This is a genomic window from Microvirga sp. TS319 (assembly GCF_041276405.1).
In the GTDB taxonomy this organism is placed as follows: domain Bacteria; phylum Pseudomonadota; class Alphaproteobacteria; order Rhizobiales; family Beijerinckiaceae; genus Microvirga.
On sequence record NZ_JBGGGT010000002.1, the window covers coordinates 3,109,484 to 3,134,464 of the forward strand.

General features: G+C 66.4%; 21 protein-coding genes. 5 read left to right on the forward strand and 16 right to left on the reverse strand.

Annotated features, from left to right (window positions below; genetic code table 11):
• Window positions 1-3 precede the first annotated feature (3 nt).
• Genes AB8841_RS24180 through cobT form a run of 3 tightly spaced genes read right to left on the reverse strand, consistent with a single transcriptional unit; the run spans window position 4 to window position 2,226 of the window.
• Window positions 4-648: a uracil-DNA glycosylase family protein gene (locus AB8841_RS24180; RefSeq protein ID WP_370438307.1), complete on the reverse strand. Its 645-nt coding sequence runs from the start codon at window positions 646-648 to the stop codon at window positions 4-6.
• A 46-nt stretch (window positions 649-694) separates the two neighbouring features.
• On the reverse strand, window positions 695-1,204 hold the full coding sequence (locus AB8841_RS24185) for a thermonuclease family protein (protein ID WP_370438308.1): 510 nt from the start codon (window positions 1,202-1,204) through the stop codon (window positions 695-697).
• On the reverse strand, window positions 1,201-2,226 hold the full coding sequence (gene cobT, locus AB8841_RS24190; RefSeq protein ID WP_370438309.1) for a nicotinate-nucleotide--dimethylbenzimidazole phosphoribosyltransferase: 1,026 nt from the start codon (window positions 2,224-2,226) through the stop codon (window positions 1,201-1,203). The genes AB8841_RS24185 and cobT overlap by 4 nt, the downstream gene beginning before the upstream one ends.
• A gap of 132 nt (window positions 2,227-2,358) precedes the next feature.
• On the opposite strand from cobT, the gene cobS reads away from it, so the two are divergent.
• From cobS to AB8841_RS24205, 3 genes are read left to right on the forward strand one after another with little or no spacing between them, the layout of a single operon-like run.
• Window positions 2,359-3,195 (forward strand): adenosylcobinamide-GDP ribazoletransferase, encoded by an 837-nt coding sequence (gene cobS / locus AB8841_RS24195; RefSeq protein ID WP_370438310.1) that lies wholly within the window; start codon window positions 2,359-2,361, stop codon window positions 3,193-3,195.
• Window positions 3,196-3,211: 16 nt separating this feature from the next.
• Entirely contained in the window at window positions 3,212-3,409 is a 198-nt protein-coding gene (locus AB8841_RS24200) for a DUF1289 domain-containing protein (protein ID WP_370438311.1), read from the forward strand.
• Entirely contained in the window at window positions 3,409-4,161 is a 753-nt protein-coding gene (locus tag AB8841_RS24205) for a TIGR02281 family clan AA aspartic protease (protein ID WP_370438312.1), read from the forward strand. Before AB8841_RS24200 ends, AB8841_RS24205 begins: the two co-directional genes overlap by 1 nt.
• Here AB8841_RS24205 and AB8841_RS24210 read toward each other — a convergent pair.
• The 10 genes from AB8841_RS24210 to AB8841_RS24255 all read right to left on the reverse strand — a co-directional run bounded on the left by AB8841_RS24210 (window position 4,128) and on the right by AB8841_RS24255 (window position 13,964).
• Window positions 4,128-4,925, reverse strand: a complete 798-nt coding sequence (locus AB8841_RS24210) for an ADYC domain-containing protein (protein WP_370438313.1) — start codon at window positions 4,923-4,925, stop codon at window positions 4,128-4,130. The two genes, AB8841_RS24205 and AB8841_RS24210, sit on opposite strands and share 34 nt — an antisense overlap.
• Before the next feature lie 48 nt (window positions 4,926-4,973).
• The gene (locus AB8841_RS24215) at window positions 4,974-5,204 is read right to left on the reverse strand and encodes a hypothetical protein (RefSeq protein ID WP_370438314.1); all 231 of its coding nucleotides are present in this window, start codon (window positions 5,202-5,204) and stop codon (window positions 4,974-4,976) included.
• 140 nt (window positions 5,205-5,344) lie between these two features.
• Window positions 5,345-6,355, reverse strand: coding sequence for a tRNA dihydrouridine(20/20a) synthase DusA (gene dusA, locus AB8841_RS24220; RefSeq protein WP_370439356.1), 1,011 nt, complete (start codon window positions 6,353-6,355; stop codon window positions 5,345-5,347).
• A 94-nt stretch (window positions 6,356-6,449) separates the two neighbouring features.
• Entirely contained in the window at window positions 6,450-6,920 is a 471-nt protein-coding gene (gene ybaK, locus AB8841_RS24225; protein WP_370438315.1) for a Cys-tRNA(Pro) deacylase, read from the reverse strand.
• Between the two features lie 56 nt (window positions 6,921-6,976).
• On the reverse strand, window positions 6,977-7,612 hold the full coding sequence (locus AB8841_RS24230) for an urease accessory protein UreE (protein ID WP_370438316.1): 636 nt from the start codon (window positions 7,610-7,612) through the stop codon (window positions 6,977-6,979).
• Between the two features lie 500 nt (window positions 7,613-8,112).
• A complete protein-coding gene (locus AB8841_RS24235) occupies window positions 8,113-8,589 on the reverse strand; it encodes a nucleoside deaminase (protein ID WP_370438317.1) in 477 nt (158 codons plus the stop codon).
• 14 nt (window positions 8,590-8,603) lie between these two features.
• Entirely contained in the window at window positions 8,604-9,569 is a 966-nt protein-coding gene (gene xdhC / locus AB8841_RS24240) for a xanthine dehydrogenase accessory protein XdhC (protein WP_370438318.1), read from the reverse strand.
• Window positions 9,566-11,893 carry a xanthine dehydrogenase molybdopterin binding subunit gene (xdhB, locus tag AB8841_RS24245; protein WP_370438319.1) on the reverse strand — a complete coding sequence of 776 codons (2,328 nt, stop codon included), beginning with the start codon at window positions 11,891-11,893 and terminating at the stop codon, window positions 9,566-9,568. Before xdhB ends, xdhC begins: the two co-directional genes overlap by 4 nt.
• 4 nt (window positions 11,894-11,897) lie before the next feature.
• A complete protein-coding gene (gene xdhA, locus AB8841_RS24250) occupies window positions 11,898-13,424 on the reverse strand; it encodes a xanthine dehydrogenase small subunit (RefSeq protein WP_370438320.1) in 1,527 nt (508 codons plus the stop codon).
• A 99-nt stretch (window positions 13,425-13,523) separates the two neighbouring features.
• A complete protein-coding gene (locus AB8841_RS24255; RefSeq protein WP_370438321.1) occupies window positions 13,524-13,964 on the reverse strand; it encodes a VOC family protein in 441 nt (146 codons plus the stop codon).
• A gap of 199 nt (window positions 13,965-14,163) precedes the next feature.
• On the opposite strand from AB8841_RS24255, the gene pepN reads away from it, so the two are divergent.
• Entirely contained in the window at window positions 14,164-16,815 is a 2,652-nt protein-coding gene (gene pepN, locus AB8841_RS24260; protein ID WP_370438322.1) for an aminopeptidase N, read from the forward strand.
• 198 nt (window positions 16,816-17,013) lie between these two features.
• A complete protein-coding gene (locus tag AB8841_RS24265) occupies window positions 17,014-19,341 on the forward strand; it encodes a PAS domain-containing sensor histidine kinase (RefSeq protein WP_370438323.1) in 2,328 nt (775 codons plus the stop codon).
• Window positions 19,342-19,671: 330 nt separating this feature from the next.
• Here the strand turns inward: AB8841_RS24265 and AB8841_RS24270 are convergent, their stop codons facing one another.
• The 3 genes from AB8841_RS24270 to AB8841_RS24280 form a co-directional block, all read right to left on the reverse strand.
• Window positions 19,672-22,623: a bifunctional [glutamine synthetase] adenylyltransferase/[glutamine synthetase]-adenylyl-L-tyrosine phosphorylase gene (locus AB8841_RS24270; protein ID WP_370438324.1), complete on the reverse strand. Its 2,952-nt coding sequence runs from the start codon at window positions 22,621-22,623 to the stop codon at window positions 19,672-19,674.
• Window positions 22,624-22,716: 93 nt separating this feature from the next.
• Window positions 22,717-24,138, reverse strand: a complete 1,422-nt coding sequence (locus tag AB8841_RS24275) for an ATP-binding protein (protein WP_370438325.1) — start codon at window positions 24,136-24,138, stop codon at window positions 22,717-22,719.
• Between the two features lie 10 nt (window positions 24,139-24,148).
• Window positions 24,149-24,847 (reverse strand): winged helix-turn-helix domain-containing protein, encoded by a 699-nt coding sequence (locus AB8841_RS24280; protein ID WP_370438326.1) that lies wholly within the window; start codon window positions 24,845-24,847, stop codon window positions 24,149-24,151.
• Window positions 24,848-24,981 lie beyond the last annotated feature (134 nt).

A 24,981-nucleotide genomic window follows, 5' to 3' on the forward strand; every position in this document is an offset into this window, starting at 1 on the left:
CTCCTAAGCCTCCGAATGGTCGCGCTTGAACATAGAGCGGATTTCGGAGCGAAGAACAGGCAAAAGCTCCTCCTCGAACCAGGAATTGGTCTTAAGCCAGCCGTTGTTGCGCCAGGAGGGATGCGGAAGCGGCAGGATGCGCGGCTTCTGCGGACGTGCGAGAAGCGCCCGCCACCGCCGCACGGTCTGGGTCAGACCGTCCCGGAAATCGTCGCCCAGATGCCAGGCCTGGGCATATTGGCCGATGAGCAGGACGAGTTCGAGACGGGGCAGCGCCTGAAAGAGCGGCTGCCGCCAGGTTTCCGCGCATTCCCGCCGGGGGCTCAGGTCTCCCCCCTTGGCGTCCTGCCCCGGAAAGCAGGCCCCCATGGGCACGATGGCGACCTTGGTCTCGTCGTAGAACTCCGCCTTGTCGAGCCCCAGCCATTCCCGCAGTCTCGCACCCGAACGGTCGTCGAACGGGATGCCGCTGGCATGGGCCCGGGTGCCAGGGGCCTGGCTGGCGATGCAAAGACGGGCCGAGGCGCTGCCCTGAACGATCGGGTGCGGCTCGTGGGGCAAGGCCCGGCCGTAGCGCGGCGCGTTGCGGCAGATGCGGCAGGCCCGGAGCCGGCGCGCGAGTTCATCGAAATCGGGACAGGGATCCATCCGTTTGAGATGGGGATTGCGGCAGGCTTTCGCGAGCGGCGGCCCTTTATCGGCCCGCGTGGGAGCGCCGCCACTCCTGGGGCCGCTCGAATTCGCCCGCCCAGAGACCTGCGGAGCGGCTTCGCGCGCGCATCTCCTGCACGTCGTAGTCGCGCCCGTAGGAAACGGCCCAGCCCTCCTCCACCATGCGCGCGCCGATATCGCCGCCCTTCACGGTGCAGCGGGCGAGAACGCGCCGGTAGCGGTCGCGGCCGGACGAGCGGCATTGAACGTTCTCACCCGACACGATGTCGATGAGGGCCCGGCGGGCAGCATCGCCGCAGCGATAGGTGCGCCCGGAGCGCGAGCATGTCTGCGCCATCTCCGGCGCGTCGATGCCCTTCAGGCGGATTCTGTTCCCGCCGATGCGGATCGTGTCGCCGTCGGTGATGGAGGCGCGGCCCTCCAGGGCGCGGCCGCTCGGCTTGAGGGCGATCACCGACCCGGCGGCCAGCGCGAGGGCGATGACCAGGGATGGAAGGCCGCTCCCGCCGGACCGGCGGCGTCGCAGCCTCACGACAGGCGCTCGGAGACTCCCGCCTGGCCGAACGTCGCCATGTCGCGGTGGACGGCGGCTGCCGCCTTCACGATGCCCATCGCCAGCGCCGCCCCCGATCCCTCGCCGAGGCGCATGCCCAGCGCCAGGAGCGGGATCTTGCCGAGGCGCGCGAGCACGTCCTGGTGCGCGCCTTCCGCGCTCAGGTGACCGGCCACGCAATGGTCGATGGTCGAGGGATGGACAGCATGGAGAACGGCGGCTGCTGCGGTCGCCACGTAACCGTCGAGCACCACGGGAATGCGCTGGAGGCGCGCGGCCAGGATCGCGCCCGCGATGGCCGCGACCTCGCGGCCGCCGAGCCGGCGCAGCACCTCGAGCGGGTCCTTGAGATGCTCGCCGTGGAAGGCGATGGCGGCCTCCACGGCGGCGACCTTGCGTGCGAGGCCCTCGTCGTCGAGACCGGTGCCGCGCCCGACCCAATGCGCCGCGGGGCCCCCGAAGAGCGCCGTGTAGATGGCGGCCGCCACGGTGGTGTTGCCGATGCCCATCTCGCCGACGGCCAGAAGATCGGCTCCGCCCGCGATCGCCTCCATGCCGAACGCCATGGTGGCGACGCAGGCCTTCTCGTCCATGGCGTCCGCCTCGGTGATGTCGCCGGTGGGCATGTCGAGGGCGAGGTCGAACACCTTGAAGCCGAGGCCATAGGCCGCGCAGATCTGGTTGATGGCCGCGCCGCCCGCGGCGAAATTCTCCAGCATCTGCCGGTTCACCTCCGACGGATAGGCCGAGATGCCCTTGGCGGTCACGCCGTGGCTTCCGGCGAACACGCAGACCAGCGGACGGTCCACGGTCGGATTGGGCTTGCCCTGCCAGGCGGCGAGCCACTCGGCCAGCCATTCCAGACGCCCGAGGCTGCCGGCGGGCTTCGTCAGCTGCCGGTCCCGCAGCCGCACGGCCTCGATAGCCGCCTCGTCCGGACCGGGCATGGTCGTGATCAGGCGGCGGATATCGTCGAAGGGCGAGGATGCGGGATCGGTCATAGAGGGCTCCGGCCCGTCGGGGCATTGCGGAATCTGATGAGGCGTGACCTATAAGCATTTTCCGGCGACGTGGACACCGGTTCGCGGCAAGAAAATGCGGTCCGGAAACGGCGCGACCGCATGGGGTGAAGCATGTCAGAGCAAATCGAAGTGCCGCAGGATGCCTCGACCGGGTTCTGGCGGTCCGTCACCATCGATCTGGCCCATTGCCTGCGCTTCTATTCGCGCCTCCCGGTGCCGGCCCTTCCTTATGAGCGGAACGCCCATGCGCTGCCGGATTTCCCCCGCCTCGTCCGGGTCCTGCCCCTGGTGGGTCTCGTTCTCGGCATCCTGCCGGCGCTCGCCCTGGCCTGCGCCCATGTCCTCGCTCTCGGCCCCTGGCTCGCCGCGATCCTGGCGGTCGCGGCCGCGACCCTGACGACCGGGGCGTTCCATGAGGACGGCCTCGCCGACACCGCCGACAGCTTCGGCGGCTCGACCCGGGAGCGCCGGCTGGAGATCATGCGCGACAGCCGGATCGGCTCCTTCGGCGCCTCCGCCCTCTTCCTGACCCTCCTGCTGCGCATCGGGGCGCTGGCGCATGTGACGATGGCCGCCGGCCTGAGCGCCGGCGTCGTGGCCGTGCTGATCACGGCCGCCCTCTCGCGCGTGGCGGGCCTCATGCCCCTCGTCTTCCTCTCCCCGGCCCGCGTCGACGGCGCGGCCCATGCGGTGGGGCAGCCCTCGCGGGAAAGCTTCTGGCTCGCCGCCGGACTGGCAGGTCTGATCTCCATTGCGCTTGGCCTGATCGGCGCTCTGCCGCCACCCGGCATCGCCCTGATGATCGTGCTGTCCGGGCTGGTGGGCTGGGGGTTCATTCGGCTCGCGGACAGGCATCTGGGCGGTCAGACCGGCGACATCGCGGGCGCGACCCAGCAGATGGCGGAGATCGCCGCGCTGATCGGCCTCTTGACCGCGCTCCGGCCATAACGACATGTGAGAGATCATGGTTCGCGTCTCCAGCCCCTGCATCCGCGTCTGTACCCTCGACCCCGAAACGGGGCTCTGCGAGGGCTGTGGCCGCACGCGCGAGGAGATCACGCGCTGGTACCGACTGACGGAGGAGGAGCGCCAGCAGATCATGGCGCGGCTGCCGGAGCGCATGCGCGAGGCCTTCGCGCCCGAACGCGACAAGGCCGAGTGATGCCGGGCATCCGTGGCGCAGGCGGGTTGCTCCTGATCGCGGCGCTGCTGGTCGCGCTCTTCGCCGACAACAACATCGCCGACCTCACGCCCATCGAGGCCGCCGGCCTCATGGGCCTCGGCGGCATCAGCCTGATCCTTTCCGCCTCCATCATCGAAGGCTTCGGCGAGCACTGGACCTACGGGGTGCAGGCGAGCGCCGTGAGCGGCGGCGTGCTGATCGCGCTCCTTGTGATGTATGCCTCACGCAGCGAATTGCAGACCGTTCTCGACCGCGCCATCGGCGATATCTCGGTCGGGCGCACGGTGGTGACGCCGGACGGCGAGGTCGTCGCGGCGCGCAAGACCGACGGCAGCTTCCTGCTTCAGGGCAAGGTCAACGGCCACGACACGCGCTTCGTCTTCGACACCGGCGCGAGCACCGTGGTGCTGCGCGCCGAGAATGCGATCACCCTCGGGTTCAAGCCGGAACGGCTCGATTATTCCATTCCGGTCGCGACGGCGAATGGCGGGGCGCTTGCCGCTCCCGTCATCATCGACAGCCTGTCGGTCGGACCGATCACCGAGCGCAACGTGCGCGCGCTCATCGCCCGGGAAGGCGTGCTGCACGCCAATCTTCTCGGCATGTCGTTCCTGGAGCGCCTCGGCTCCTACGAAGTGCGCGGCAACCGGCTGATCCTGAGGGCGGAGAGCGATTCCGGCTCCGGGCGACCAGGCCGTCACCTGGGTGCGGGCTCCGTCGCCGCCGACTGATTGAAGATGAGGGCACGCGGATCCGCCCGCATGGCGTCCTCGCTGCACTGTTCCGGCCCCAGCCGCCTCCTGAGGCGCGGATAGCGCTCCGCGAGATCATCGAGCGTGATGTTGTCGGGAATGCGCGGATGGGCGACGCAGACGGCCCCGTCCGGCCCCCAGGCCGCCTCGAAGGCCATGCCGGGAGCGGTGCCGGGATGCTGGATCGCGAAGCGGTCGTAGACATTGATCGGCGTGCCGTTTCTCGTGCTCGGACGGTCGTCGCCCCCGTAATCGGCGCGCAACAGATGGATGCAGGCCCGGAGAAGGTCGGACATCGGCACACCCTCCCTCGTCTCCCACGGGCGATATCCGAACAGGACGCATTTGCCCTCGGCACCGCTGGTGCAGGTGAGATTGAAGCCACCCTTGCCGTCGGGGAATGCGAAGGCCGCGCGGCGCCCGCCCGGATCGGGATGGCAGAGATCCGCCGTGCTCCCATCGGCCTGCCGCACCGACATGCGATACAACGGCAAAGGCGCGCGAAGAATGGTCCTGTCCTCTTCGAAGCCGTCGACCCGGATCTCCACGGGCTGCCCGCCCTGGCCGAGAACGAGCGTCAGACCGACAAGACCGGCGCCGCGCAGGACCCGGCCGTCCTCCAGCCTCAGGACCAGCTCCGTGTCCTCGAGGCGGATCTTCCCTTCAAGAGCCTGCAGCGGTTGGCTCATTCCGCCGATGACGGAGAGGATCAGGCCGAGAAGAAGAGCAGCAGGTCCGCGCATTGCATCGCCGGCTCCCCGCGCACCGGGGAGCCGCTTATGGTTCGCCAACTACTTGAGAACGACCCGCGAGCCGTCCGCCAGGACGACAGCCTCGATCCTGTCGGAGGCAAGCCCCTGCGAGGTGAGCCCGTTGAGGGTGACGCCGTTTGCGCTCACCCCGTTCGCGCCGTTCGGCGGCGGCCTGTCATCCTCGATCCCGGCGAACCAGGCCTGAGCCTCTGCCGCGGCGAAGAGCCCGACCCCGAGGGCAAGGGCAGCGGATACGGAACGGATTTTCATGATGGTCTCCCCTGATGTGCGGGCGGCGGCCTTGAAGCTTGGCCGGGCCCGACACTCGCGAGGATAGACCGAATATTGTTTCAGTAAAGTCTTTTGATACGCTATTACATAATCAGATGTGCGAAGCCGCACCTGGACGTTCAGGCCGCATCCGCGGCTGCGCCTTCCTGACCTAAGCGCTCAAGGGCGCGCGAGACATGCGCCACCGCATCGCGCAGGGTCTGCAGATCGGCTCCGGGCTTCACCGCCTCGGTCGCCAGATGGCGGCGGTACGCCCTGGCTCCCGGGCGGCCCGTGAAGAGGCCGAGCATGTGCCGGGTGATGCTGCTCAGGCGCTCGCCCTTCTCCAGCTGCGCGGCAATGTAGGGCTCATAGGCCTCGACCGCCTCGAAGCCGTCTGCCACCGGCGGCTCCTCGCCATAGAGCTCCCGGTCCACACCGAGCAGGATCTCCGGCTCGTGATAGGCGACTCGGCCCAGCATGACCCCGTCGACATGCGCGAGATGCTCGTGGATATCAGCCCAGCTCTTGATGCCGCCGTTGATCGCGACCGGCAGATCCGGCCGCGCCGCTTTGAGGCGGTAGACTCGGCCGTAATCGAGGGGCGGAATGTCCCGGTTCTCCTTGGGCGACAGGCCCTTGAGCCAGGCCTTCCGGGCATGGACCGTCAGCTCGTCGCAGCCGGCCGCGACCACGCATTCGGTCAGGCGGTCGAGAGCCTCCTGGGTATCCTGATCGTCCACGCCGATGCGGCACTTCACCGTCACGGGCAGGGAGACGGCGGCCTTCATGGCCGCCACGCATTCGCCCACGAGCACCGGCTCCTGCATGAGGCATGCGCCGAAACGCCCATTCTGCACCCGGTCGGAGGGACAGCCCACGTTGAGGTTGATCTCGTCATAGCCGAAATCGGCGCAGATCGCCGCCGCCTGGGCGAGCTCCGCCGGATTCGACCCGCCGAGCTGCACCGCGACCGGATGCTCCGCTTGGCTGAAGCCGAGGAGCCGCTCCCGCGGCCCGAAGATGACCGCGCCCGTCGTGACCATCTCCGTATAGAGCCGCGCCCGGCGCGACATGACGCGGTGGAACGCGCGGCAATGCCGGTCGGTCCAGTCCATCATCGGGGCAACGGTGAAGAATTTCTGTGTCATCATTCCAGCGGGGTCGGGACGGGTCGAACGGCCTTTTCCGACATGGGGACGGCGATCACAAGGAAAATAAGCGATCGGCAATGTCGCGGAGCCTTCAGATCAGCTCCGCCACCTGGGCGCCCAGTGCAGAGACCGCATCCGCAGGCCTCAGCTTGACCTGAAGCCCGCGCTGACCGCCGTTCATGAAGACCTCCTCGTGCGCGAAGGCCGATTGCTCGACGAGGGTCGGAACGCGCTTCTTCTGGCCGAATGGGCTGATGCCGCCCACGTGATAGCCGGTGATCCGCTCCGCATCGGCGGGCTTCATCATCTGGGCCGTCTTGCCGCCGAGAGCCGCCGCGAGCTTCTTCAGGTTCACCTCCCTGTCCGAGGGGAGGACGACGCAGGCGGGCTTGCCATCCACCAGCACCATCAGGGTCTTGAGAACGCCGCCGGGATCCACCCCCATGGCCTCGGCCGCCTGCAAGCCGATGCGCTCCGCGTTCGGATCATACGCATAGGCATGGACCGTGAAGGGAACACCCGCCTGCTGAAGGGCCTGCGTGGCCCGGGTCGTCTTGGACATAGGGTGGCAACTCGGGACGACAACTTGGGACGGCTTCAGGACAGGACAGGACGGGATCAGTGATCGTGCTTGTGGCCGTGCCCATGGTGGCCGCCGCAGCCGCACCCGTGCCCATGCTCATGGTCGTGATGATGCTCATGGTCATGATGGCCATGCTCGTGACCGTGCGAGTGCCCGTGAGACTCGTGCGCATGGTCGTGATGATGGTGCTCATGAGCGTGATGGTGATGCCCATGGCCGTGATGGTGGTGATCGTGATCGCAGACATGGGTGCTGCGCTCCGGCCTGAACGGGCGCTCCACCGGAGTCACCGTGCAGCCCTGCCCCCGCGCCAGCTCCGCGAGGGCAGGATCGTTCTCGATATAGAGCGCGTCGTTCGACATTTCGGCGAGGCCGTGGTTCGAGCCCAGATGCCAGGCGAGGCGCATGAGGCGAAGCGGGTTCTCGGCCTTCACCTCCAGGAGCGCCTCGGGCTTGGCCTTCACCTGAACCAGGCGGCCGTCCTCCAGGCGCAGCGCGTCGCCGTCGTTGATGGTGGTCTCCATGTCGAGATCGAGCAGGATCTCGATCCCGCCCGCAGCCGTGAGCGTCGCCTGCCGGCGGTTCCTCGCCTCATGGTCGAGGGTCACGGTGTCGACGACACGGTCGGCCTTCACGGCAGGCTTGCGGACAATGGTGGTGACGCGGGGCATGACTTTGTCTCGGATAAGGTCTGGATGGGCGTTGGATCGATGATGGACGGCTTCTAGGGCATAGCTGAGGCCCGATGCTAGTCTTTGCAAGAGCACAGCCCTTGCGCCTCCGACATGGAAGACACGGACCATGTCAGATAAAGATCATTGAGCCACAGGCATACATGCTGTGTCTGATAGGAGGAGAATTTCAAGGGAAATGCAGTGTAGGGACGACCATTGAGCCGAATGGCGATCATCTGTGGTTTGCTGGTCGGCACATCTTTGATCAGAACAGCCTCCGCCGAGGAGGCCGCGACGGCGGGCTTGCCCCCGACCGAGACAGTAAACGCATAAGAAGCGTCCGGTCTTTGTCCCTCACTGGAAAGCGCCAGTGCCTTCTCGCTTACTCTCACGCGATTGACGCAGATTGTGCCTGCACTCGCCGCTGACGCTCCGCAACACACGGCAAGACCACCAATAAGGATTATGGAGGTTCTCATGCGGGTCGGCATCGAGCGCTAATACTCAATCTTGTCCGCCTTGTCCGCCCAGGTGTCGAAGACGGCCTTGGCCTCCAGGCTCGGCAGGTGGTCCATGGGGATGAGGCGCTCCGAGACCGGCTTGGGAATCTCGTCGTAGATCAGGCTGTCGTCGAAGCCGATCGCGGCGGCGTCCTCGCGGGTATTGGCGAAGACGATGCGCGAGACCCGCGCCCAATAGGCCGAAGCGAGGCACATGGGGCACGGCTCGCAGCTCGTATAGAGCGTCGCGCCCTCCAGGGAAAAATCGCCGATCTCCTGGCAGGCGCGGCGGATCGCCGTCACCTCGGCATGGGCCGTGGGATCCTTGGTGGAGGTCACCTGGTTCCAGCCCTCCGCCAGAACCTTCCCGTCGCGCACGATCAGGGCCCCGAAGGGGCCTCCGGCGCCCGCATCCATGTGCTGGCGTGACAGGTCGATGGCGCGCGCGAGATAGCGCTGGTCTTGCGTGTTCATGTCGCTCATGAAGCTTATGTATCGCCTGGAAGGGCGAGAGGCGAGCGATTTCGGTCAAGCTGACGGCGCTCCCGCTCCTGGAGCAGCTGGGCCGCCGTGGACGCGGCGATGACCGCCGGGTCCTTGTCGGCGATGCCGGGAATCCCGATGGGGCAGATCAGCGACGCGATTCTTTCCCGGGACAGCCCGATCTCCCGGAAGCGCTTCTCGAACCGGGCCCGTTTCGTGCTGCTGCCGATCAGGCCCACATAGGAAAATCCGCGCCGCAGGGCCGCGGCCGTGATCGCCAGGTCGAGCGGGTGATCGTGGGTCATCACGAGGATGAACGAATCCGGCCGCGCCTCGTCGATCTCGGCCTCGGGGCTGCGCATGCGCACGGCCGCCGCATTCGCCGGGACATGGGACGGAAAGGCGCCGTCCCGGTCGTCGAGCCAGCGCACGGCAAACGGGAGGGGAGCGAGCGCCAGCACGAGCGCGCGGCCCACATGCCCCGCGCCGAAGAGCAGGACGGGCGTGCGATCCTCGCCATGGGTCTCGCGCCATTGCGCCCCCGGGCCCGCATCCGCCTCCGAAGCCAGCTCGCGCCGGACGCGCCCGTCCTCCATCCGGCATTCCACGTCGAAGGAGGCTCCCTTGCCCTCCGCTTCGACGAGAGGCGCGATGTCGTCGAGGTCGCGTCCGTCGAAGGTCTCGATGAGGATCTTCACGCGCCCGCCGCAGCATTGGCCGAGATCGGGGCCGAGCGCCTGATCGACGATCCGCGCGGGCCCCCGCCCCCGACCGAGCATCTCGCGGGCCAGGTCGAGCATGAGGAACTCGAGCTGCCCGCCGCCGATGGTGCCGTGGAACGCGCCGTCGGGCCGCACGACCATGTGCGCCCCCACCTCGCGCGGCGCGGAGCCCTTCACCTCGTGCACGCCGATCAGCGCCGCGGCTCCATGCCGCGTGACGATCTCGGCGAGCTGGCGCCAGACCCTCACCCCATGGGCCTCCCCCGCAGAGCCTCGCAGGCGCGCAGGATCGCCTCCGGGGTCGCGGGCGCGTTCAGCGGCACGGGCTTCGAGGGATCGAGAGCATGGACCGCATCGGCGAGGGCGCAGAACACGCTGTTGGCGAGCATGATCGGCGGCTCGCCGACGGCCTTCGAGCGGTAGATCGTCTCCTCCCGGTTGGCATTGGGATAGAGCGCCACGCGGAAATCTTCGGGCACGTCGGAGGCCACCGGGATCTTGTAGGTGGAGGGAGCGTGCGTGAGCAGATGCCCTTCCTTGCTGAACACCAGTTCCTCCGTGGTGAGCCACCCCATTCCCTGCACGAATCCGCCCTCGATCTGGCCGATATCGATGGCCGGGTTGAGGGAGCGCCCGACATCGTGGAGGATGTCCGCGCGCAGAAGCCGGTTCTCGCCGGTCAGCGTGTCGACGACGACCTCCGAGCAGGCGGCCCCGTAGGCGAAATAGAAGAATGGCCGGCCGCGCCCCTTCTCGCGATCCCAGGTGATCTTCGGCGTCTTGTAATGCCCCGCTTCCGACATCGGCACGCGGGCGAGAATGCACTTCTTCGCCAACTCGTCGAAGGCGATGCTCTCGTTGCCGATGAACACGCGGTCGTCCCGGAACGCGATCTGATCCTCGGGCACGCCATAGGCTTCCGCCGCATGGGCGATCATGCGCGTCTTGATCGCGCCCGCCGCGACCTTCGCGGCCATGCCGTTGAGATCAGAGCCCGACGAGGCCGCCGTGGGCGAGGTGTTGGGCACCTTGGCGGTCGTCGTGGCGGTGATGCGCACACGCTCCATGGCGATGCCGAACTCCTCGGCCACCACCTGCGCCACCTTGATGTAGAGCCCCTGCCCCATCTCGGTGCCGCCGTGGTTCAGGTGCACGGAACCGTCCTGGTACACGTGCACCAGCGCGCCCGCCTGGTTCATGTGCGTGAGCGTGAAGCTGATGCCGAACTTCACCGGCGTCAGCGCGATTCCGCGCTTCATGATCGGCGAGGCCGCATTGAAGGCTGCGATCTCTTTGCGGCGCTCGCGGTATTCCGACGTCTCCTCGAGCATGCGCACGAGATTGCGGAGCGTGTCGGTTTCCTCCACCTCCATGCCGTAAGGCGTGAGGTTTTCGCCCGGCCGGTAGAAATTCGCGTAGCGGACATCGAGCGGATCGCGGCCCGTCGCCCAGGCGATCTGATCCATCACATGCTCGATGGCGAGCATGCCCTGCGGGCCGCCGAAGCCGCGAAAAGCGGTGTTCGAGACCGTGTTGGTCTTCAGCCGCCTCGAGGCGACGTGCACGGCGGGCATCCAATAGGCGTTGTCCGCGTGGAACATGGCGCGGTCCACCACGCCGGCGGAGAGATCCGCCGAATAGCCGCAGCGCGCGAGCAGATCGACGCCATAGCCCTGAATGCGTCCCTCGCCGTCGAAGCCGACGCGCCAGTCGCAGCGGAAATCGTGCCGCTTGCCCGTGAGAATGAAATCGTCGTCGCGGTCCAGGCGAAGCTTGCAGGGGCGGCCGGTGACGCGGGCGGCCAGTGCCGCCGTCACGGCCCATTGGGTCGCCTGGCTCTCCTTGCCGCCGAAGCCCCCGCCCATGCGGCGGGTCTCGCAGGTCACGTAAGAATCGGGGATATCGAGCACGCGGGCGACCACATGCTGCACCTCCGTCGGGTGCTGGGTCGAGGAATAGACATGGATGTCTCCGTCCTCGCCCGGGATCGCAAGCGCCACCTGCCCTTCAAGATAGAAGTGCTCCTGACCGCCCACCTGGAACTGGCCCGCGAGCCTGGAGGGCGCGGCCGTGATCGCCGCATCCGCATCGCCGCGGCCGAAGGCATAATCGGGCAGCACCGTCTCGCCGCGCTCGAGCGCATCTTCCACCGTGACGCTCGGCGCCTCGGACACGATCTCCATCACGGCCTTCTTCACCGCGCGCCGCGCGATGTCGCGGGCCGTCGCAACGACCGCGAACACCGCCTGTCCGAGGAAGCTGATCTCGCTGTCCACGAACAACGGATCGTCGCCGAAGGCAGGCGAGACGTCGTTCCTGCCGGGGATGTCGGCGATGGTGAGAACGGCCTTCACTCCCGGCATGGCGCGCACGGCGGACACATCGAGGGAGACGAGCCGTCCGCGCGCTTTCGGGGCCTGGCCGATGGCCACATGCAGCGTGCCCTCCGGCTCGCGGATGTCGTCGATATACTGCGCGACGCCCTGCACGTGCTTGGAGCCGGAATCGTGCGGCAGGGGCTGGCGGACGTGGCGGAGCGTTTCCTGATCGATCGGCTTGGTGGGTGCGTTCATGGCCTTACTCCGCCGCCTCCATCGCCTCGCGCCGGACGATGATCCGCGTCGCGCGCGTCTCGCCCGAGGCGGTCTCGCTCAGCGCCTTGAAGACGAGGTTGCGCGCCACCGTCATGCGGTAGGCCGCGGAAGCGCGATGATCGTCGAGAGGTTGATAGTCGCGCGCGACGGCGCCCATCGCCTCGCCCCATCCCGACGGATCGTCGAGGGACACGCCGGCGAGCGCGGCTTCCGTTTCCAGGGCGCGCTTGGGAATGCCCGCCATGCCGCCGAACGCAATGCGGGCCTGTGCGATCCTGCGTCCCTCGAGCGTGAACCTGAAGGCGCCCATGACGGCGGAGATATCCTCGTCGAAGCGCTTGGACACCTTGTAGGCCCGGAACACCTCGCCGTCCTTGAGTGTCGGAACCGTGATGCGGCGCACGAACTCGCCGGGAAGACGATCCTGCTTGCGATAGGCGATGAAGAAAGCGTCGAGGGGAAGAACGCGCGTGCTCTCGCCCCGGCGCAGCTCCAGCGTGGAGCCCAGCGCGATGAGCGCGGGGGCGAGATCGCCGATCGGCGAACCGTTGGCGATGTTGCCGCCCACGGTTCCCGAGGCGCGGACCTGGGCCGAGCCGAAGCGGCGCATGAGCTCGCCCAGATCGGGGTCGATCCGCGCCAGCGACGCGAAGGCCCGCGCGTGAGTGGCGCTCGCCCCGAGGCTCAGCGCATCGGCCGTCTCCTCGATGGAATCGAGGCCCGCCACGCGGCCGAGCCAGATGATCTTTTCAAGCTCCGCCATGCCTTTGGTGACCCAGAGGCCCACATCGGTGGAGCCTGCGACCAATGTGGCCTCCGGATGCCGTGCGTAGAGATCGGCGAGCGAGGCCTCGGTCGCCGGAGCGGCGAAGAACCCATTTCCGTGGGGAATGACGATGTCATCACCGTCCCGCATCGCCGCGAGGCCCTGCGCCGTCGCTTCGCGGGCTCGCGAGAAGGAATCGTTCGCAGGAGCGGCGCAGACCTGCAAGGCCGCGTCCACGATCGGCCGGTAGCCGGTGCAGCGGCAGAGGTTTCCGGCGAGCGCATCGTTGACCGCTTCGCGGGTCAGGGGCCTTTCGCCGTCATGATAAAGCGTGAATAGGCTCATCACGATGCCGGGCGTGCAGAAGCCGCATTGCGAGCCGTGGTGTTCCACCATGGCGGCCTGGACCGGATGGAGCCCCTCCTGTGACGCCAAGTCCCGCGGGGCCAAGTCCCGCGAGGCCGAGTCCCGTGACGCCAGGTCCTCGACCGTCACCACCTCGGCCCCGTCGACCTGTCCGAGCAGCAGGATGCAGGCATTGACCGGCTCGTAGGACACATGCCCGTCACGGACGCGGCCGAGCGCCACGGTGCAGGCTCCGCAATCGCCTTCGGCGCAGCCCTCCTTCGTTCCGACGCGGCGCTCCTGAAGCCTCAGGTAATCCAGAAGCGTGGTGCGCGGGTGAAAGCCGGAAACCTCGATGGGCTGTCCATTCCGCCAGAAGCGGATCGCGTCTCGTGCCAAGATTGTCCTCCGCCGGTTTCTTCCCGGCCTCTTATGGTGGGTCGGGAAGAATGGCGGAGCAAGGGCTTTTCGCCAAGGAGACTTTCTGGGGATGCCCGCTTACCAGGAGCCGGTATTCGGCATGGACGCCCAGGGCTCCTGCACCGGCTTGGGTTCGCCGCGCTGCAGCAACTCGATGGAGATGTTGTCGGGCGTCTTGACGAAGGCCATGTACCCGTCGCGGGGCGGGCGGTTGATGGTGACGCCCGCATCCATCAGCGTCCGGCAGGTCTCGTAGATGTCATCGACCCGATAGGCGAGATGGCCGAAATTCCGGCCTCCGGAATACTCGTTCTCGTCCCAGTTATAGGTCAGCTCCAGAAGCGGGGCCTTGGTGTCCTTGGCCTTCTCCACGTCCCCGGGGGCCGCCAGGAAGACGAGGGTGTAGCGCCCCTTCTCGTTCTCCGTCCGGCGAACCTCGACGAGACCGAACTTGTTGCAGAAAAAATCAAGAGACTGCTCCAGGTTGGAGACCCGGACCATTGTGTGGAGGTATTCCATGAATCATCTCTCCTATGAGGCTCGCTCAGGGTGATGGCGCTTTTGATGGAGAGATCAAGACCTATGCTTTTTACCCGCGGAAAAAGCCTTGGGATAGTCCAAGTGGACGTGACTTTTATCGCCTGTCGATTCAGACAATCGTCCCCCTGCCGTCGAACCGCCACGATTCAAGGTAATCCTATTTCACAGAGAGTTGCTGATGCGCACTGATGTCGCCCAGATCGTTCGCCTTGAGGATTACCGGCCCAGCGATTTCCTGATCGACCGGGTCGAGCTGGACGTCAGGCTTCATCCGACGGCGACGAAGGTTACCGCGACGCTGTCCATGCGGCCGAACCCGGCCGGGCGCTCGGATGTACCTCTCGTGCTCGACGGCGACGAGGTGAACCTGAAATCCGTCATCCTCGACGAACGGCCGCTGGAGGCCGGGGAGTTCGCGGCCCATCCCCAATCCCTCACGATTTCCCAGCCCCCGCAGCACCCCTTCCGGCTTACCATCGAGACCGAGATCGACCCGACGGCGAACACCAAGCTCATGGGCCTTTACCGCTCGGGGGGGAATTACTGCACGCAATGCGAGGCCGAGGGCTTCAGACGCATCACCTATTTTCTCGACCGGCCCGACGTGCTCGCTGTCTATACCACGCGCATCGAGGCGGATTTAGAGGAGGCTCCGGTTCTGCTCGGCAACGGCAATCCGGTCGAGAGCGGTCCCGTCGCGGGAACCAGCCGGCACTTTGCGGTGTGGCACGACCCCTTTCCTAAACCGTCCTATCTGTTCGCGCTCGTCGGCGGACGCCTCGGCCGCGTCGCGAAGTCCTTCTCGACGATGAGCGGGCGCGACGTGGAGATCGCGGTCTACGTGGAGCCCGGCAAGGAGAGCCGCGCCGGATACGCGCTTGACGCGCTCGAGCGCTCCATGATCTGGGACGAGAAGGTATTTGGGCGCGAATACGACCTCGACGTCTTCAACATCGTGGCCGTTTCGGACTTCAACATGGGCGCGATGGAGAACAAGGGCCTCAACATCTTCAACGACAAATACGTCCTGGCGAGCCCCGAGACCGCGACCGATACGGATTACGCGAATATCGAAGCGATCATCGCGCACGAGTACTTCCATAACTGGTCCGGGAACCGCGTGACCTGTCGCGACTGGTTCCAGCTGTGCCTGAAGGAAGGACTGACGGTCTTCCGGGATCAGGAGTTCTCATCCGACGAGCGCTCGCGGCCCGTGCACCGCATCGCAGAGGTGAAGGCCCTCAGGGCGCGGCAGTTCCTGGAGGATTCGAGCCCCCTCTCCCACCCCGTGCGGCCGAGCCAGTATCGTGAGATCAACAATTTCTACACCGCGACCGTGTACGAGAAGGGCGCCGAGATCGTCCGCATGCTCAAGACGCTCCTCGGCGGCGAGGATTTCCGCAGCGGGATGGATCTCTACTACGAACGCTGCGACGGCACCGCCGCCACGGTCGAGGATTTTCTGAAGGCCTTCGCCGATGTCACGGGGCGCGACCTCACCCATTTCGCCCGCTGGTATGCGCAATCGGGCACGCCGCGCGTGAACGTGCGCGGCCATTTCGACGAAGCGGCCGCGACCTACCGCCTCGACTTCGAGCAGCGCACGCCTCCTACGCCCGGCCAGCCCACGAAGGAGCCGATGGTGATCCCCGTATCGCTCGGCCTCGTGACCGAGGACGGGCAGCCGATGCAGGCTTCGTGCGAGCGCGTGAATTCGCGTGGCGTCTTCGTCCTGGACAAGGCCCGGGACAGCATCACCTTCACGGGCGTGCGCTCGCGTCCGGTCCCGTCGCTCTTCCGCGGCTTCTCGGCGCCGGTGAAGCTCTCCCTCGACCTCTCGAGCGATGATCTTCTCGTTCTGCTCCGGCACGATACGGATGCCTTCAACCGCTGGCAGGCGGCCCAGACGGTGGCAATGCGCATTCTCGTCGCCCTCTCGACGGGAGTGTCGGCCGGCGACGAGGACATGGATGCGCTCTCCTCGGCTTTCCGCTCCTTCACGGAGACGGGTGCTTTGAACGATCCGGCCTTCGCAGCGCTCGTCCTGACCCCGCCCAGCGAAGCCGACATCGCCCAGGAAATCGGAAACGACGTGAACCCCGACGCCGTCCACCGCGCTCGCAAGGCACTGCGCCGGCGGATCGGCCAGGGAAGCTTCGAACCTCTGGCGAGGCTGCATCGCGGCCTTGCGCAGACGGAACCCTACAGCCCCGATGCCGCGAGCGCCGGAAGACGCGCTTTGCGCAACGCCACACTCGACCTTCTAGCCTCGGCCGATCCCTCCCTGGGAGAGAAACTCGCGAGCGAACAATTCGAGACAGCGGGCAACATGACGGATCGGCTCGCATCCTTGAACGTCCTCATGACGATTCCCGGAATGGTGCGGGAGAACGCGATCAAGAGCTTCAAAGAGCGCTATCGCACCGAACCGCTCGTGATCGACAAATGGTTCATCCTGCAGGCCGTGATCCCGGAAGACACGACGCTCGATCGCGTCAAGCGCCTGATGGAACACCCGGCCTTCTCGTTCAACAATCCGAACCGCGTACGCTCCCTCGTCGGAAGCTTCGCGATGCTCAACCAGGTGCAGTTCAACCGGGAGGACGGCGCGGGCTACGCATTCCTTGCATCCATCGTGCTGCGGGTCGACGAGCTGAATCCCCAGCTCGCGTCGCGTCTGCTCACCGCGTTCAGCACGTGGAAGATGATGGAGCCCATCCGCCGCTCCCACGCGCGCCGGGCCCTTCAATCGATCGCGCAAAAGTCGAATCTTTCCCGCGATGTAGGGGATATCGTGAATCGATCGCTTGAAGAGGCTCAGGCTTCCTGACGAGGATTCGGCGCATCAAGAGCCCGGGCGACTTATCCCGAGCTTTCCCCAGGCATAAATGCGGATAAGAATTTTTTATTAACCAAACCGATCCTACAGCTGGACAAATCACCCGCCCGTGATTCTATTGTTGATGATTCGGAGAGATGCGGCACGTCCTCCGAGTGAGGACAGTTTCGGTTCCGAAGGGAGCATCGCATGGCGGGGGCGGTGACCGCATGCGTACCCGCACGCGCGGGTACGATTCTTGGGGTAGCGCGGTCGGACGCGAACCCCGCTTATCGGCGGCTCGAGCAATATGAATCCTTGCTCAGGCTCGCAGTTCCGGCAGTACTCATTCTCTTTCTCGTCACCCTGGCCGGTAGCGCGTGGATTCAGATCCGCGACGGCCGTCGTGACACCCTGCTCGATGCCATCCAGGACATCGACATCATCGCCTCGCTTTCTGCTGCGAAGCTCGCCAACCACCGTGCTCCGGCCGACCCCGCGCAGGCGGCAGCCGAGCTCGGCACGCTCGCCAAGGAGATGCCGGCAAGCGCGCTGAGCCAGAACCGGAGCCTTCTTCTCATCAACCACTCGGGCGCGGTCATCGCGACCTATCCGCAGATGGACGATGCCCCGCGGACGCTGGCCGAGATCCTCGGCGATGCGCAGCCGCTGGCGCTCTTCGCCGACCGTGCGGGCGTAATGACGATCAGGATGGCAGACGGCAAGGAAGGCATCGCGACAGTGCGCGCTCTTCCGGCCTCGTCGGGCCAGATCGCCCTGGTTCAGCCGCTGCCCCATGTTCTCGCCGGCTGGTGGGCGCGCACCATCGGGCATGTCTCCCTGCTCGGCGCGACCATCATGGTGCTTCTCGGCATCGGCGTCGCATACATGATGCAGGCTAACCGCGCCCGCGCCGCCGACGAAGTGTGCGAGAAGGTGCGCGACCGGATCGATTCCGCCCTCAACCGCGGACGCTGCGGCCTGTGGGACTGGGACATCGGGCGGGGCCGGATCTACTGGTCCGACTCCATGTACGAGCTGCTCGGCTACGAGCGGCAGGACGAGTTCCTCTCGTTCGGCGAAGTCAACGCCATGATCCATCCGGACGATCAGGATCTCTACACGCTCGCGGAGCAGCTCGCTTCCGCTACGACATCCCTGGTCGATTACGAATTCCGCATTCGCAGCCTCACGGGCGACTGGGTGTGGCTGCGCGCCCGCGCGGAGCTGATGAACGATCCCGACGACGCGGCGAGCCATCTCGTCGGCATCGCGGTCGATGTCACGGAGCAGCGCGGCCTCGAAGAGAAGACCGCCCGCGCGGATGCGCGCCTGCACGATGCCATCGAGGCCATTTCCGAGGCCTTCGTGCTGTGGGACGCCAACAACCATCTCGTGCTGTGCAATTCGAAGTTCCAGAAGCTCCACGAGCTTCCTGCGGACGCCAACCTGCAGGGCAAGTCCTATGCCGAAGTGATGGCGCTGGGCCGCCCGCCCGAAGTGCAGCATCAGTTCCTGCGCCGCGAGCAGCAGGATGTGGGCGCGCGCACGTTCGAGGCGCGCCTGCAGGACGGCCGCTGGCTCCAGATCAACGAGCGCCGCACGAAGGACGGCGGCTACGTGTCGGTCGGCACGGACATCACCGCGCTCAAGCGCCATGAGCATCGCCTCGTCGAATCCGAGAAGGAGCTCATCGCCACCGTTCTCGATCTCAAGCAGTCCCGCCAGAAGCTCGAAGCGCAGACGCAGCAGCTCGCGGATCTCGCCGAGCGTTACCTAGACCAGAAGGCGCAGGCCGAGAGCGCCAACCGTGCGAAGTCGGAATTCCTCGCCAATATGAGCCACGAGCTGCGCACGCCGCTCAACGCCATCATCGGTTTCGCGGAGGTCATGCAGAGCGGCATCTTCGGTTCGCTCGGGTCCGAGAAGTACGAGGAATACTGCTCCGATATCCGCTCGAGCGGCGAATATCTCCTGTCGGTCATCAACGACATTCTCGACATGTCGCGCATCGAGGCGGGCCGCACGACTCTCAAGAAGCAGCCTCTCGAGATTCACGCCTCGATTCAACGGGCGCTGAAACTCGTCAGCGAGCAGACCAAGGCCAAGAACCTCGTCGTCACGGTCGACGTGACGCCCGAGGATATCGTGGCTCCGGCGGACGAGCGCGCACTCCACCAGATCCTCGTGAATCTGCTTCAGAACGCGACCAAGTTCACCAGTGAAGGCGGCTGCATCACCGTGCGCACCCGCCTCGCCGGCGGCGCCGTCAACATCTATGTCGAGGACAACGGCATCGGCATTCCGGACCATGCCCTTCATAAGCTCGGCCAGCCCTTCGAGCAGGTCGAGACCGAGTTCTCGAAGAGCTACAAGGGTTCGGGCCTGGGACTTGCCATCGCCCGCTCGCTCGCGGAGCTTCATGGTGGCAGCCTGCGCATCAAGAGCCAGGAAGGAACCGGCACCATCGTGCTCGTCCACCTGCCTATGGCCGAGACCACGAACGCCGACATCGCCCTCGCGGACGCGGCTGCCTAGAGCATCGGACGCAAAGCGGGAACCGGTTTTGCGTGAAAAGATGCTCGAAACCTAGAGCATCGAGCGCAAAAGTGGGAACCGGTTTTGCGTGAAAAGATGCTCAAAAACAGAGGCTGACGGCATCGGACGTGAGTTCGATTTCACGTACGATGCTGGAGTGCAGCGGACGTGAAAAGTGGCCTCCACGCAGGGCCTCTGCTCCCGTCATGCCCGGCCATGACGGAAAGAGCTGAGAGACGCAGATGACGGTGACCAGTCCCCGGATCACGTCCGGCGACCGTCATGGCGCGAGAATGCCGAGGAGTTGCGGGCAGCCACCCTCAAAACCGGTCAGCTCAGAACGCGGTCGTAGATCTCCCGGACATGCGCGCGCATCGCATTCAGATGCGTCAGCAGGACCTTGGCGTCGGGCAGGCCCGCGATCGTCGCGAGGCGCTTGAAGATGGCAGGCGACACGCGGTCGGGAACGAAGGCTCCTTCGATCGCCAACCGCTGCCACTGGAAGATCGCGTTGAACTGCCGATGGGCCTCGACGAGGTCCTTCGCGTCCGCATCCGACAGCAGTCCCAGCCTGCAGGCCTCTTGGAAGGTCTCCTCGGACGGCAAGCCCCTCAACGCGGCGTGCCGGTTCGCATGCGCGAGAACGAGCGCCTGCGCGATGAAATCGAGATCGGTCAGGCCGCCCCTCGCGAGCTTGAGATCCCACGGGTCGTCGTCACCCTTTTCCTGCGCGATCAGGTCGCGCATCGCGCGCACCTCCGCCGTCACGTGGCGAGGGTCGCGCGCGGCGCCCACGATATCCTTGATGGACCGGGCGACGGGCGGCGCAAAATCGGCATCGGCGAACAGGATGCGGGCGCGCGTGAGAGCCATATGCTCCCACAGTTCGGCCTCGCTGTGCTGATAGGCGACAAAGCCCTTGTACTGCGCGGCGAGCGGCCCTTTGCCGCCCTGTGGCCTCAGGCGCAGGTCGACCTCGTAGAGAAGCCCGCGCCGGGTCGGCACGGTCAGCGCAGCGACAAGCCGCTGCGTGAGGCGCGTATGATACACGACAGCGTCGAGGGAACGGGGACCGGTGCTCTCGCGCCGCTCCTCGTCGAAATCGTAGACGACGACGAGGTCGAGATCGGAACCCGCCGTGAGCTCCTTGGTGCCCAGGCGACCGAGCCCGAGAATGGCGACCTTGGCGCCGGGAACCACGCCGTGCTCCGCTTCGAATTCCTGCCGGACGCGCGCGAAGGAGGCCCGGACGATTGCGGCCGCGATCGCCGCATAGGCTTCGCCCGCCTGCGCGGGAGAGATGATTCCGGAGAGAAGCCGCGCGCCCGTGATGAACCGCATCTGCCGCGCCGCATCGCGGGCGCGGTCGAGAAACTCCTCGTAATTGGCGGGACTTGCGATGATCTGGCGCACATGCTCCTCGATCGCCGCCTCGTCGACCCGCGGAATGCCGAAGGCGGGATCGATCAGGACATCGAGCACGTGCGGCGATTGCGCGACCGTGTTGGCGAGCCGCGGCGCGGTCCCGAGAAGGTCCGCGAAGCGCAGGCGCAGCTTGTCGTGGGATTGCAGGATCGTGAGGAGCTCGACGGCGGCCGGCATGCGGCCGAACGCGCTGTCGAGAGCAGCGAGCGCACCATCGGGATCGGCGGTGCCGCCGAGCGCCGAAAGCAGGGCCGGAGTGAGCTCGGTCAGCACCTCGCGGGCCCGCGCGCTGGTGATGGCGGACCGACGCCCGAAATGCCAGCCGCGCACGGTCTCGGCCGCTTTCTCCGGCTCGCGGAAACCCATGCGCTGAAGCGTGGCCAGAGTCTCCGGATCGTCGCTCGTGCCGGTGAAGACCAGGCTGCCCACATCGGATGCGAGTTCCGGTCCCTCCTCGAAGAGCAGCGCGTAATGGCCCTGCACGATCTTCGCCTGATCCGTCAGCGCTTTCGAGAACGCCTCGAGGCCGGGATAGCCGCAGAAATGCGCGAAGCGCTCGAGCTCTTCCTCGCCCGAGGGAAGACGCTGCGTCTGCTCGTCGGCGACCATCTGGAGCCGGTGTTCGATGGTCCTCAAGAAGCGGTAGGCGTGGGAGAGCTCATCGCGCGCCTGGGCCGTGATCCAGCCTTCGTTGTGCAGCTCGACCAGCATGTCGAGGGTGCGCCGCCCCCGGAGCGCCGGGCGCCTGCCGCCGAAGACGAGCTGCTGCGTCTGCACGAAGAACTCGATCTCGCGGATGCCCCCGCGTCCGAGCTTGATGTCGTGGCCCGCCACCGCGATCTCGTCATGCCCGCGCACCGCATGGATCTGCCGCTTCATGGCGTGCACGTCGGCGATGGAGGCGAAATCGAAATACTTGCGCCAGATGAAGGGCCGCAGCTCCTTGAGGAAGGTTTCGCCCAGCGTCAGATCGCCCGCGACGGGTCTCGCCTTGATGAAGGCGGCGCGCTCCCAGTTCTGCCCGAGGGTCTCGTAATAGACATAGGCCGAGGAGAGCGACATCGCCGTGGGCGTCGAGCCCGGGTCCGGCCGCAGGCGGTAATCGACGCGATGCACATAGCCGTCCGGCGTGCGCTCCTGCAGCAGCCGGGCCAACTGCTGCGCGATGCGGGTATAGATGGTCGTCGCCTCGGCCCCCTCTTTGATCGCCCGCGTTTCGGGATCGAAGAAGATCACGAGGTCGATGTCGCTCGAATAGTTGAGCTCCCCTGCCCCGTGCTTGCCGAGCGCGAGCACCGTGACGCCCGAACCCTCGCCCGGCATCTCCGGGTTCTGAAGCGTGATGCGGCCGAGATCCGCGGTGTCCGTCAGGATCAGGTTCAGGCCGCCCGAGACCGAGGCATCCGCGAAATCGGAAAGGGCCTGCGTCACAGCTTCCGTTCCCCAAAGGCCGCCGATATCGGCAAGGGCGACCAGGAGCGCATGGGCGTTGCGGTTGCGCCGGAAGGCCCTCGTTGCATCGTCGCGGGTGATCTCGCCCGCTCGCACACGGCGGAACAGGTTCGCCTGACCGGCCAGGATAGCGGCATGGACGGCTTCCGGCTCTCCGAGGGCAAGCTGCGCCGCGCGAACCGGATCGGCCAGAACGAGCTGCCAGAGGAAGGGCGAATAGTCGGCAAGGGCCATAAGGAGATCGCGGAGGAATCCCTTCTCGAGATGCTCCACAAGGGCTGCCGCCTCCGGTTCCCGGCGGGCCCGCTCCATGAACTCCGCGAGTTCAGCCTTGGCCTTCTTGCGGTCGGAAACGGGCGGGGCCTGCGTTAGGCGGCTGATGAGGGAGCAGTTCTGGTCCGGCACGGCCAATCCATTTATGTCTCGAGATGGCCTGAGTGTTCATGCCGACGGACAAGAGGCAACCGAAAAGTGAGTCGCATTCCTCCGCCGCGAGGCTCAGGCGGCGGACGGCAGGGCGGCCGGTGCGGCGGGTGCGTCCTTCAAGGGCAGGATCAGGACGACGCGCAGCCCGGGCGCGTTATCCTCCATGAGAAGGCGCCCCTCATGGAGCCGCGCCACGGCGGCGGCAAGGCTCAGGCCGAGACCGAAGCCCGGGCGCGACCGCGCGGATTCCAGCCGCACGAACCGCTCCAGGACGTGGCTGCGCTCCCCCTCCGGAATGCCGGGCCCGTGATCCGCCACGACGATCCTCACCTCCTGGCCGATGCGCTGAGCCGACACGGCGATGGTCTGTGCGCTGCCGTCGGGGGCTGCACCGTACTTGAGCGCATTGTCGAGGAGATTGGCCATCGCCTGGCCCAGCAGTTCACGGCTGCCATGGATCGGCAATCCGCTTTCGACGGAGACCTCGAGCGATACGCCGACCTCCTCCGCCACGGCCTCGTAAAGCTCGGCGACGTCCTGCACGGCTTCCGCCGCATCGAAATCGGCCAGAGCCTCGCGCGCATTGCCGGCCTCCAGCCGGGCGATCATGAGAAGCGCGTTGAAAATCCGGATCAGATTGTCGCTTTCCTCGATCGTGGCCTCCAGCGCGGCCTTGAGCTCGTCTGGAGTCTTGGCCGTGCGCAGCGCCTCGTCGGCCTTGTTGCGCAGCCTCGTCAGCGGCGTCTTCAGGTCGTGCGCGATGTTGTCGGACACTTCGCGCATGCCGCGCATCAGCTCGCCGATGCGGTCGAGCATGTCGTTGAGGTTCTCGGCCAGGCGGTCGAGTTCGTCGCCCGTACCGGCGATCTTCAATCGCCCGTCGAGATCGCCGGCCATGATGTCGCGCGTGATGTCGGTCATGTCGTCGACGCGCTTGAGCACCCGCCGCGCGATGAACCAGCTTCCCAGGCAGCCGAGGACGCCGATGAACAGCAGGGAATAGCCGATCGCCTTGTGGATGACGTCGCGCAGGCGGATGCGCTCCTCGATGTCGCGGCCGACCAGCAGGCGGAAACCGCCGGGCAGGAGATAGACGCGCACGAGGGCGAGGTTGGGCTTCGTGTCCGTCTCGTCCGTGCGGTTGTAGAGCGTCTCGAACTGCCCCACGCGGTCGATCACGCCGGGCGGCAGGGCCCCGACATTGCCGGCAACCCGTTCGCCGAGTTCGGTGGTCACGAGATAGAGCGAAGCGCCTGGCGTGCGGGAGCGCCGGTCGACCACGTTCACCAGGCGGCGCAAGCCTCCGATCCTGTATTGCTCGGCCAGCCCGTTGATCTCGTTCTCGATGGTCGAGACGAACTGATCGGTCAGCACCTTCTCGGCGCTCCAGGCGACATAGCCCAGCGTCACGAAGGCGAAAAGCGTGAAGACGACGAGATAGGCGAAGGACAGCTTGAACGCGGTGGTCCGGAAGAGTTTGCCGAGGCCGGTCATCGGGGCGCGCTCATTCCTCACCCTCCACCGAACCGACCCGGACCATGTAGCCCGCGCCGCGGATGGTATGGATGAGCGGCTTCTCGAAACCCTTGTCGATCTTGGACCGCAGCCGCGAGACGTGAACGTCGATCACGTTGGTCTGGGGATCGAAGTGGTAGTCCCACACATGCTCCAGCAGCATGGTGCGCGTGACGACCTGATTGGCGTTCTTCATCAGGTATTCGAGCAGCCTGAACTCGCGCGGCTGCAGCACGATCTCCTGGCCCGAACGCGTCACGCGATGCGAGAGGCGGTCGAGTTCGAGATCCGCGATGCGGTAGATCGTCGGCTCGGCGTTCGGCGCGGAGGCGCGGCGCCGCGCGAGAACCTCGACGCGCGCCAGAAGCTCGGAGAAGGCGTAAGGCTTCGGAAGATAGTCGTCGCCGCCGGCCCGCAGACCCTTCACCCGGTCGTCGACCTGCCCCAGGGCGGACAGGATGAGGACCGGCGTCTCGACCTTCTGCTCGCGCAGGGAGCGGATGAGGGAGAGGCCGTCGAGTTTCGGCAGCATGCGGTCGACCACGAGCACGTCGTAATCTCCGGCCTCGGCCATGGCGTATCCGTCGAGCCCGTCGGCAGCGTGGTCCGCCACGTGGCCCGTCTCCCGGAACGCCTTCGCAAGGTAGGAGGCTGCCTCTTTGTCGTCCTCGATGATGAGAATCCGCATCGCCTGTCTTCAACGCACGTTAAGCCCGCGGCGGCCGGCCCTGGAGGGGGGAGGAGGCCGGCCGCCGCGGGCAGAAGACACCAGGTGTCGGGGGCAATCAACATTTAAGATCCTGGTGCCCTGGTTCTGTGCCG